Annotated in this window: 10 protein-coding genes and 1 tRNA gene (1 of these 11 running past the window's edge); 7 read left to right on the forward strand and 4 right to left on the reverse strand. The window is 64.5% G+C overall.

Features of this window, described 5'->3' with window-relative positions; translation table 11 throughout:
- The first annotated feature begins 22 nt into the window (after positions 1-22).
- Together MET49242_RS02005 and MET49242_RS02010 are read left to right on the forward strand one after the other, a co-directional pair.
- Entirely contained in the window at positions 23-1,603 is a 1,581-nt protein-coding gene (locus MET49242_RS02005) for a cryptochrome/photolyase family protein (protein WP_036280215.1), read from the forward strand.
- Between the two features lie 77 nt (positions 1,604-1,680).
- A complete protein-coding gene (locus MET49242_RS02010) occupies positions 1,681-2,805 on the forward strand; it encodes a 2'-deoxycytidine 5'-triphosphate deaminase (protein ID WP_036286558.1) in 1,125 nt (374 codons plus the stop codon).
- A gap of 23 nt (positions 2,806-2,828) precedes the next feature.
- Here MET49242_RS02010 and MET49242_RS02015 read toward each other — a convergent pair whose 3' ends face one another.
- Positions 2,829-3,149 carry a hypothetical protein gene (locus MET49242_RS02015; RefSeq protein ID WP_036280218.1) on the reverse strand — a complete coding sequence of 107 codons (321 nt, stop codon included), beginning with the start codon at positions 3,147-3,149 and terminating at the stop codon, positions 2,829-2,831.
- 244 nt (positions 3,150-3,393) lie between these two features.
- Here MET49242_RS02015 and MET49242_RS02020 point away from each other — a divergent pair.
- The 3 genes from MET49242_RS02020 to cmk all read left to right on the forward strand — a co-directional run bounded on the left by MET49242_RS02020 (position 3,394) and on the right by cmk (position 5,525).
- Positions 3,394-3,468 (forward strand) — tRNA-Gly (locus tag MET49242_RS02020).
- A 78-nt stretch (positions 3,469-3,546) separates the two neighbouring features.
- Complete coding sequence (aroA, locus tag MET49242_RS02025) at positions 3,547-4,887, forward strand: 3-phosphoshikimate 1-carboxyvinyltransferase (RefSeq protein WP_036280221.1); 1,341 nt, start codon at positions 3,547-3,549, stop codon at positions 4,885-4,887.
- Entirely contained in the window at positions 4,884-5,525 is a 642-nt protein-coding gene (gene cmk, locus MET49242_RS02030) for a (d)CMP kinase (protein WP_036280224.1), read from the forward strand. Before aroA ends, cmk begins: the two co-directional genes overlap by 4 nt.
- 1 nt (position 5,526) lies before the next feature.
- Here cmk and MET49242_RS26495 read toward each other — a convergent pair whose 3' ends face one another.
- Together MET49242_RS26495 and MET49242_RS26500 are read right to left on the reverse strand one after the other, a co-directional pair.
- A complete protein-coding gene (locus MET49242_RS26495; RefSeq protein ID WP_051133941.1) occupies positions 5,527-6,168 on the reverse strand; it encodes an aminotransferase class I/II-fold pyridoxal phosphate-dependent enzyme in 642 nt (213 codons plus the stop codon).
- Positions 6,169-6,180: 12 nt separating this feature from the next.
- Positions 6,181-6,912, reverse strand: a complete 732-nt coding sequence (locus tag MET49242_RS26500) for an aminotransferase class I/II-fold pyridoxal phosphate-dependent enzyme (protein ID WP_051133942.1) — start codon at positions 6,910-6,912, stop codon at positions 6,181-6,183.
- A 243-nt stretch (positions 6,913-7,155) separates the two neighbouring features.
- Here MET49242_RS26500 and gluQRS point away from each other — a divergent pair, with 243 nt between their 5' ends.
- Together gluQRS and MET49242_RS02045 are read left to right on the forward strand one after the other, a co-directional pair.
- Complete coding sequence (gene gluQRS / locus MET49242_RS02040; RefSeq protein ID WP_036280227.1) at positions 7,156-8,013, forward strand: tRNA glutamyl-Q(34) synthetase GluQRS; 858 nt, start codon at positions 7,156-7,158, stop codon at positions 8,011-8,013.
- 89 nt (positions 8,014-8,102) lie between these two features.
- Positions 8,103-8,378 (forward strand): phosphopantetheine-binding protein, encoded by a 276-nt coding sequence (locus MET49242_RS02045; RefSeq protein WP_036280230.1) that lies wholly within the window; start codon positions 8,103-8,105, stop codon positions 8,376-8,378.
- An 84-nt stretch (positions 8,379-8,462) separates the two neighbouring features.
- On the opposite strand, the gene MET49242_RS02050 is transcribed toward MET49242_RS02045, so the two are convergent.
- Positions 8,463-10,159, reverse strand: partial view of a M23 family metallopeptidase gene (locus MET49242_RS02050; protein WP_036280232.1) — the 3' portion only. Its footprint extends 358 nt past the window's final position; only the last 1,697 of its 2,055 coding nucleotides appear in the window; its start codon lies off the right edge, out of view; its stop codon occupies positions 8,463-8,465.

Genomic DNA, 10,159 nt, shown 5'->3' on the forward strand with positions numbered 1-10,159 from the left:
GTTCACGGGAAAGTTCGGCTGAATGGCAAAGACCCTGCGCTTCCTTCTGGGAGATCAGCTGACGCGCTCGATCTCCGCGCTCGACGGAATTGATCCGGCGCAAGACGTTGTGCTGATGGCCGAGGTCGACGCCGAGACGCGCCACATTCGCCACCACAAGCAGAAGATCGCCTTCATCCTCGCCGCGATGCGCCATTTTGCTCAGGAGTTGCGAGCGGAGGGGCTTGTCGTCGATTACGTGCGTCTCGACGACCCCGAGAACCGCGGCGATTTCACCGGCGAGCTGGCCCGCGCCGTCGCCCGCCACAAGCCCGATCGGATCGTCGTGACCGAGCCCGGAGAATGGCGGGTGCGCGAGATGATGCTCGGCTGGGCCGCGATGCTGGGGCTTCCGGTGGAGATCCGGGACGACGACCGCTTCTTCTGCTCGCGCGCGGATTTCTCCCGCTGGGCCGGGCGGCGCGAGACGCTGCGCATGGAGTTTTTCTACCGGGACATGCGCCGGCGGACGGGCCTGCTGATGGAGGGCGACGCGCCGGTCGGCGGCAGATGGAATTTCGACCCCGAAAATCGCAAGCCCCTGCCGGCGAAGTTTCGCGCGCCGCAGCGCCCGCGCTTTGCTCCGGACGATACGACCCGCGAGATCCTGAAGCTGACGGCGACGCGCTACGCCGAACATTTCGGCGATCTGGAGCCCTTCGGCTGGGCGGTGACGCGTGCGGACGCACGGATCGCGCTGGATGATTTCATCGCAAATTGCCTGCCATTCTTCGGCGACTTTCAGGATGCGATGAAGAGCGGAGAGCCCTTTCTCTATCATGCGATCCTCTCGCCCTATCTCAATGTCGGTCTGCTGACGCCGCGCGAAATCTGCGTCGCCGCGGAGCGCGCCTATCTCTCGGGAGCCGCGCCGATCAACGCGGTCGAGGGCTTCATCCGCCAGATCCTCGGCTGGCGCGAATATGTGCGCGGAATTTACTGGCTGCGTATGCCCGAATACGCCGAGACGAACGCGCTCGACGCGACGCGCCCCCTTCCATGGTTTTTCTGGTCCGGCGAAACCTCGATGAACTGTCTCGGGCAGGTCATCGACGAGACCCGCCGCCACGCTTACGCGCACCATATCCAGCGATTGATGGTCGTCGGCAATTTCGCGCTGCTCGCGGGCGTCGCGCCGCGCGAGATCGAGGAATGGTATCTCGTCGTCTACGCCGACGCCTTCGAATGGGTCGAACTGCCGAATGTTCATGGCATGGCGATCTTCGCCGACGGCGGCGCGCTCGCGTCGAAGCCCTATGCGGCCTCCGGCGCCTATATCAACCGGATGTCCGACTATTGCAGGAATTGCCGCTATGACGTCGCGGCAAAGGCCGGGCCGACAGCCTGCCCCTTCAATTATCTCTACTGGAATTTCTTCCTTGAAAACCGCAGCCGGCTGCCGCGCACGCCTCGCCTCGCCATGCCGCTTCGCACGCTCGACGCGATGAGCGACGAGCGGCGGGCGGAGATCAGGCGCGACGCGGCGGCGTTTTTCGCGAGCCCCGAGATGGACCCGCGGCCGGGCAGGGGCTATGCGGAAAGCCAGAAGCGACTGCCGCTCTGAAGCCGTGCTGGCTAGCCGCACGGCCGGGTTGTATGGTCGCGCAACCGAATTTTCGAGGGTCAGAGGTATCGATGGGCATGGCGCCTACAGGATCAGCGCAGGGCGGCGTGCTCTCCAGCCGACAGATACAGGCGATGGCGGAAGCCGGCGCGATCCGCGTTTCCGCGCCGCTCGCCGCCGGGCAGGTTCAGCCCGCGAGCCTCGATCTGCGGCTCGGCCCCAAGGCCTATCGCGTGCGCGCGAGCTTCCTGCCGGGCAAGGACCGGCGCGTCGGCGACATTCTCTCCGCGCTCGCCTATGACGAGATCTCGCTCGATGGCGAGGGCGCGATTCTCGAGCGCGGCTGCGTCTATGTCGTGCCGCTGATGGAGGGTCTCTCCCTCGGCGCGGATGTCTCCGGCGCCGCCAATCCGAAGAGTTCCACCGGCCGCCTCGATATTTTCACTCGTCTCATCGCCGATGGCGGCGATCGCTTCGACGAGGTCGCGCCCGGCTACATCGGCCCGCTTTTCGCCGAGGTCTCGCCCCGCAGTTTTTCCGTGCGCGTGCGCATGGGCTCGCGGCTCAATCAACTGCGTTTTCGCGCGCGAGGGACGGATGCGGGGCAGGGGAGCGTCGTGCTGAACGACGCGGCGCTGGCCGAGCTGCACAAGAAAACACCGCTCGTCGATGGCGAACTGAACCTGCGTGACGGCGTCGTGCTGCGGGTCGCGCTCGGCGCCGAGGCCTTCGGCGGAGTCATCGGCTATCGCGCGCAGAAACACACCGACGTCATCGACGTCGACCGCATCGGCGCCTATCGGATCGACGACTATTGGGATCGTCTGCCCGCCCGCGACGGCCGCCTCATTCTCGATCCCGGCGATTTTTATATCCTCGCCTCGCGCGAGCGCCTCGCCATCCCGCCCGACCTCGCCGCCGAAATGGCGCCGATGGACGCGGCGATCGGCGAGTTCCGCGTTCATTACGCAGGTTTCTTCGACCCCGGCTTCGGCGCGGCGCCGGACGGACGCCCGGGCGCGCGCGCCGTGCTGGAGGTGCGCTCCCGCGAAGTGCCCTTCATTCTCGAGGACGGGCAATATATCGGCCGGCTGGTCTATGAGCGGATGGCCGAGAAGCCGGAGGCGCTCTACGGCGAAAGCGGCGTGTCGAACTACCAGGGGCAGGGACTGAAACTGTCCAAGCATTTCGAGGCGGGATGATCGCCCGCCCCGCGACCTTCGCGTCAAGCGGAAGCAGGGCGCACTTCATAGATTCCGGCGAATTCCCTCTCGCCTTTTGGCGAATAGGAGGGCGCGCCGCTGCATATGTCGCGCAGCTCGAGTCCGAAGTCGTGAAGCAGGAGGCAATCGAGCGATCGCGCCTGCGCCTCGGTCAATCTGTCTCCGATGGAAAGTTCGCGTTCCAGCGGACGCGCTTGCGGCGTTTTGCTGAAATCGGTGAACGCCTCGACTCGCTCGGGGGGAGAGAAATCACGGGGACGATATTGCGCTGTCGCCATCTTGAGCCTCGTCGGCGGATCGGAAATGGCCGTGTCCGAAGACATGGCCCGCTTTTATAAACATCAAGCGTGTCTTTAATATACACAAAAAATGTCATAACACGACATGGAAGTAAAGCCTATATTGAACAAGGAATTATGAGAATTTTGCAGCCCCTGTCCGCAGCTTCGGGCTGGTTTCCCACCTTTCGGCTGTTTTCCCGAGCCCGGCGCCTCGCGCATGCGCGCAAGCGGCCCACTTGCGCGCGCAAAACGAAAGCGGTACAGAAACAATGTGCTTATGATCCGCGCGGGCGTAGTTCAGTGGTAGAACGACAGCTTCCCAAGCTGTATGTCGTGGGTTCGATTCCCATCGCCCGCTCCAAATCAAACTCCGCGCGCTGGCCGCGGCGCCGGTGCGGCGACCGTTGAGCCCCTGCGTCGCTACCCAAGGGCTCGCATTTTGGACGCCGCCTCCCACGCTCCCGCCGCGCCGCTCAGCGCCCAGGCTTCCGGCCCCCTCGCCGGTCGCGTTCGTCCGCCGGGCGACAAATCCGTTTCTCATCGCTCGATGATCTTCGGGCTTCTGGCCGTGGGCGAGACGCGTATCGAGGGGCTGCTCGAAGGCGAGGACGTCTTGCGCACGGCTCAGGCCTGCCGCCAGCTCGGTGCGAAGATCGTTCGTCACGCTCCCGGCTCATGGAGCGTCTGGGGCGCGGGACTGGGCTCGCTCCTTCAGCCCACCGAGACGCTCGACTTCGGCAACGCGGGGACGGGTTCGCGTCTGATGATGGGCGTCGTCGCCGGCCATCCGATCGTCGCGCGGTTCGATGGCGACGCCTCGCTGCGCAAACGGCCGATGAGGCGAATCCTCGATCCTCTCGCGTTGCAGGGCGCGCAGGTGCTGGAGCAGGCTGAAGGCGGACGGCTGCCGCTTGTCCTCCAGGGCGCGAGCGAGCCCCTGCCGGTCGAATACAAGACGCCCGTCGCCTCGGCGCAGATCAAATCCGCCGTTTTGCTGTGCGGGCTCAATTCCCCGGGCCGCACGGTCGTGATCGAGGCCGAGGCTTCGCGCGATCATACCGAGAAAATGCTGGCGCATTTCGGCGCGAAGGTGACGAGCGAACCTTACGGAGCGCATGGCCGCAAGATCACGCTGGAAGGCCGGCCGGAACTGGTCGCGCGAGAAGTGCGCGTCCCTGCCGATCCGTCATCCGCCGCCTTTCCGATCGTCGCGGCGCTGATTGCGCCCGGCTCCGATATCGTCGTCGAAGGCGTGATGACCAATCCATTGCGCAGCGGCCTGCTGACGACGCTGCAGGAAATGGGCGCCGACATTACGCTCGACAACAGGCGCGACGAGGGCGGCGAGGAAGTCGCCGACGTGCTCGCGCGCTTTTCATCGTTGCGCGGCGTGGACGTGCCTGCTGAGCGCGCGCCTTCGATGATCGACGAATATCCGATACTCGCCGTCGCTGCCGCCTTCGCGCAGGGCGAGACGCGCATGCGCGGGCTTTCCGAATTGCGCGTGAAGGAGTCGGACCGTCTCGCGGCGATCGCTGCGGGACTCGCGGTCAATGGCGTCGATTGCGAAATCGTCGGCGACGATCTCATCGTGCGCGGCGGCGCCGTGAAGGGCGGGGGCGTCGTCGAGACGCATCTCGACCATCGCATCGCCATGAGCTTTCTCGTCATGGGTTTGGCTTCGCAGAGCAAGGTGACGGTCGACGACGAGACGATGATCGCGACGAGCTTCCCCTCGTTCCGCGCGCTGATGGAAACACTCGGAGCGCGCTTCTCGTGAGCTTCGTCATCGCCATCGACGGGCCGGCGGCGTCCGGCAAGGGAACGCTCGCCCGCCGTCTTGCAGAGCATTACGGTCTGCCGCATCTCGACACGGGGCTGCTCTACCGCGCGACCGCCTGCGCGCTCATCGACGAAGGGCTGCCGCTGGACGACGTCGAGGCGGCGGTCGCCGCTGCGCGCGGCCTGTCGCTCACCGAATTTGAAGAGGATCGTCTTCGCGCGCGCGACATGGGCGAGGCGGCTTCCGTCGTCGCGGCCATGCCGGCGGTGCGCGCGGCGCTGATCGACATGCAGCGTAATTTCGCCGCTCGGCCGGAGGGCGCGGTGCTCGACGGGCGCGACATCGGGACCGTCATTTGTCCGGAAGCGCCGGTAAAGATCTTCGTCACCGCCTCGCCGGAGACGCGCGCCCAGCGCCGTGCGCTCGAACTCGCCAGCCGTGGCGAGGATGTGGATTTCCCCGCGATTCTCGATGACGTGAAGAAGCGAGACGCCCGCGACAGCGAACGCAGCGCAGCGCCTCTCAAGGCTGCCGATGACGCCGTGACGCTGGATACGAGCGATCTCGATCGCGAGGAAGCGTTCGCGGCGGCGCTGGAGATCGTCAGGTCGAGAGTGTCGGCAGCCGGCGCCTGAGTTAATCGCCCGCGGTGGAGCGCAGACCGACGGACTCGATTTGCCCGCGCGCCCATTGCAGTCCCACGGCGACGCCCTCGGCGATCGCTTCTATTTCGCCGGGACTGTGGTGGGGCGTCAACTGAATCCGGAAGCGCGCCTCGCCTTTGCGCACGGCGGGGAACTCAACGCAATTGATGATCACGCCTTTTTCCAGCAGGTATTTATAGGCCAGCCGAGCCACTCCCTGCGAACCCGTCGGAACGATCGTCATCGCCGAAACGCGGCCGATCGTTGAAACGCCGCTCTGCGACAGGCAATCCCTCAGAAACGCCGTGTTCGAGAGGAGCTTTTTCCTCAGCGCGTCGCCTTCCTCCGAAAAGACGATGTCGAGCGCGGCGTCAATCGCGCCGAGCTGAGAGGGAATGAGATAATTGGAAAAAGTGTAGGATCCCGAATAGCCTTGAATCGCGCGCTTCGACGCGAAGCAATTCGTCGCCAGAAAGCCGCCGATCGAGGCGAATGTTTTTGAAAACGACCCTATTACGTAATCGACTTCCGAATAGGGGGCGGTTTCAGCAAGAGCGCCCTTGCCTCCGGGGCCGAGGCAGCCAAAGTCATGTGCGACATCGACGAGCAGATGGGCGTCGAACTCCTGCTTCAATTGTATAATGGCTTAAAAATCCGGCGTGTCCGAATCCATCGAAAACAGGCCCTCGGTGACGATCAGTATTGCGCCATCCACGTCCTTCCTGCGAATACGCTCCAGTTTCCTGCGAAGGCTCGAAACATCGTTATGCATGAACTGGTGGACGTTCGGGGTCGCCGCCGCGGCTCCATGCTGCAGGCAATTATGAGCGAGACTGTCGATGACGACATGGTCCCGCCTTCGCACCAGTCCGTAAATAATGCCGTAGCCAGCCGCCCAGCCGGTCGGGAACAGGCAGACATGTTCGAGTCCCGTGGCCATCGCGATCTTCCACTCGACGACGGAAGCCAGAGTCATGCCGCCGCCCATAGGGGCGGAGCCGGAACTGTGAACGCCGTGGGTCTCGATCGCGGCTTTGGCGCCGTTCACGACCAGCGGATGCGTTGCAAGCCCGAGATAATCCTGTGACGCGCCATTGATCCCGCGCCAGACGCGGCCATGCTCGTCCTGCACCTCGACTTGTCGGCCGATCAGCTTGCGATGCTGTCTGAAATACTGCCACACGCCCCTCCCGGACGCGTGGGCCGCGTCATTCGCGAGGCCGACATAGCGATCAGCAAATCGTTTTCCGGGCCTGTCCTGATGATCTGAAACGCCCCACAGCAAGCTTCTGTCTAGCGCAATTCTATCGGCCGCCGCCGTCCGTCGTTCCCCGGCGCACTCCGACAGGAGCGAATTGGGAAGAGACGTCTTTTCCATGCAGTTTGTCCTGAAAATGAAATGGGCGCTTTGAAATTTTCCCGTAGGGCAGGGCGTTCAGACGGGAATGAAATTGCATCCGTCGACCGGACGTCGCATCATCCAAATGTAGTAGGAGAAAATCGGACAGGAGCTGTAGAAGCGTCCTTTCCCCTCGGGCCTCCTCTGAGAAAGGCGCTGCCGGCCTGATGCAGGGGGCGAAGCCCCGTTGCGGTTCATCGCGGATTCGGCTCTAAACGATTCATGCCCGGCCCCTTGCAACGCTGCTTTCGCTTCGCGCCGTCGCCCAATGGATTTCTCCATCTCGGCCATGCCTATTCCGCGCTGCTGAATTTCAGGCTCGCTCGCGAGTGCGGCGGGCGTTTTCTCTTGCGCATCGAGGATATCGACACTGGCCGCGCGCGGCCGGAGTTCGAGGCGGCGATCCATGAAGACCTCGCTTGGCTCGGCCTCGCATGGGAGACGCCCGTGCGCCGTCAGTCCGAACATTTCGACGATTATGCGCGCGCGCTCGCTCGGCTCGACGATATGGGGCTGCTTTACGCCTGCGACTGCAAACGCTCGGATATTGCGCATTTCGCGGCGGCGCATGACGGCTGGCCGCGCGATCCCGACGGCGCGCCGCTATATCCCGGAACATGCCGCGACAAGCCGCGCCGTCCCGCGGGCGAAGTGTTGAGGCAGGGCGGGGTGGCGTTGCGACTCGACATGGAGAAGGCGGTCGCGCTCGCGGGGCAGGGACTGACCTGGCAGGAATTCAATTTGGGCGCTGTTGCGGCCGACCCTGCGCAGTGGGGCGACGTCGTGCTGGCGCGAAAGGATACGCCCGCGAGCTATCATATCGCCGTCGTAGTCGATGATGCGATTCAGGGCGTGACGGATGTGGTGCGGGGGCGCGATCTTTTTAACGCGACCAGCCTGCACCGTCTGTTGCAGCGGCTGCTCGAACTGCCAGAGCCGGGTTACCGGCATCACGATCTGGTGCTGGACGAGGACGGGGAAAAACTGTCGAAAAGCCGCGCCTCGACAACATTGCGCGCCCTGCGGGCGGACGGCGTGAGCCCGTCGGATGTGCGGCGGCGATTGGGGTCATTCAGCTAGGCGCGAGCGGTGTGCGCCGGCGCACCAACATTGGCCGCGCGGGTCGTTACCTTCTCACCATCGAAAATCGATCGACTGGGAGAGAAACAATGTTCGAGACCATCCGCCGCCTCATCGACCGCGAAGCCAGACTCGCCATTCCCGCGTCCGACCTCACGCCGCGCGCCAATCTCTATGAGCTGGGGCTGACGCCCTATACGGCGATCCGCCTGCTGCTCGCCGTCGAGCGTGAATTCGGGGTGGAATTCCCGCGTGAATCGCTCAACCGGGCCGCCATGGCGTCGATCGAGGCGATCGCCCGCTGCGTCCGCGAGGCGAAATTCGCGCCGGTGGCCTACGAAGAGGATCTGCGCGTCGCCGCTTGAAGAGATCGCGGCAGCCGCGCCGTATTGGCGAGCGCAGGCGGCCGCTAGGTTCATTCCGGCTCGAACCGGACCGGAATGATCCGTCTATTTCGTCTGATTGCCGCCGCTTCCCTGGCGAGAGGCGACCTTGGAATTGTTGGGGGCCTTGGCCATGAGCGAATCGATGCGGTCGCGCTCTTTCTTGAAATCGGCCAGCATGCGGCCCTCGATTTCGCGCGTGCGCGCGAGCTTCACGCGCATCGGATCGACGAAATGGCCGTTGACCATGACTTCGTAATGGAGATGCGGACCAGTCGAAAGACCCGTGGAGCCGAGGAAGCCGACCGTCTGGCCCTGCTTGACGCGAACGCCTTCGGTGATGCCGCGGGCGAAGCCGGACATGTGATTGTAGGTCGTGATGTAGCCGTTGGCGTGCTGGATCTCGACGCGGCGGCCATAGCCCGAATCCCATTGCGCCTTGATGACCGTGCCATTGCCGGCCGCGAGAATCGGCGTGCCGATGGGCGCCGCCCAGTCGACGCCGGTATGCATCTTGTAATAGCCGAGGATGGGATGGCGGCGCATGCCGAAGCCGGATCGCGTCTCGCCGATCGAGATCGGCTTGCGCACGAGGAATTTGCGGCTCGAGCGACCGTTCTCGTCGTAATAATCGACGAGGCCGTCGTCCGTGGTCTGGAAGCGATAGTAGCGATAGGTTTCGTTGTGTGTCGTCAGCGACGCGAAAAGCAGGGCGTCGCGGCCGGGAACCGAGCCGTCGTCTGGTTCGTCGTAGAAGAGGTCCAGCGTATCGCCGCCGGAAACGCCGCGTTGCAGATCGACGTCGTTGGCGAAGACCCGCACCATCTCATTGATGATCGGGCGGGGCACCTGCTGCTTGAGCGCCGTTTCATAGAGCGAATCGTAGAGGCGCATGGCCCCGGAATCGTCTTCCTCGTCGCCGAGGTCCTCGAGGGCGGGTATGTAGCGCTTGGGCGCCTTGCGCGCGATCGGAGCGGGCGCGGTCGGCGTCTGCACGAAAGTGCCCTTGTCCGTCGCGGCGACGATCGATTCGACGACGTCGTCGTTGTAGACCGACATGCGCGCAAGCTGCATGTTCTTGCCCGATCCGTCGAAATCCGCGAACAGCAGTTTCACCCGCTGGCCCTCGCGCACCGGATCGCCGCGCTTGCCGCGGTAGGCGGCGGCGACGGCGTCGATGCGCGCCCGCGGAACGCCATTGGCGGCGAGGATGTCCGTCAGGTTCTCGCCGTGGCGCACGACCGCGAGCTTTTCTTCCATTTGCGTCGGCTGCGGCGTGTCGCGCGGCGCGACCGTCACATTCTCCGGCACCATGCGCACCTCGATGGACGAGAAAGGCGCCGTGAGCGGCGAGCTGCCCGGCGTCGCGTAGGCGAGCGCCATGGGATCGATCGACGCGCGGCTGGTGCGCGACAGCAGCGCCTGTCCGGGCAAGGGCAGCGTCGCCTTTGGTCCGGCCGCGATCGAGGATTTGACCTGCTCGATGACCTGCGCCTGACATTCCTCGAGCGACAGCTGGGCGCTTTGAGTCTCGACGCCCACGGCGCCGAGATCATGGGTGACGAAGGAGACCTCCGCCTCGTCGAGCGCCACGTCCGAGTCTCCATTGCTGTCGGGAGCGCGGGCGTCGGTGATGAGCTTGAGCGGGTTGAAGGCCGGCACCTCATTGGCGAAGCTCGTCGGCGCGAGAGTCAGCGTCGCCGCCACATGGGTGAACGCCTTTGTGCGCACCACCTCCTTGTCGCCGGACCTGGAGGTGGTGG

This window comes from Methylocystis sp. ATCC 49242, assembly GCF_000188155.2.
Taxonomy (GTDB): Bacteria; Pseudomonadota; Alphaproteobacteria; order Rhizobiales; family Beijerinckiaceae; genus Methylocystis.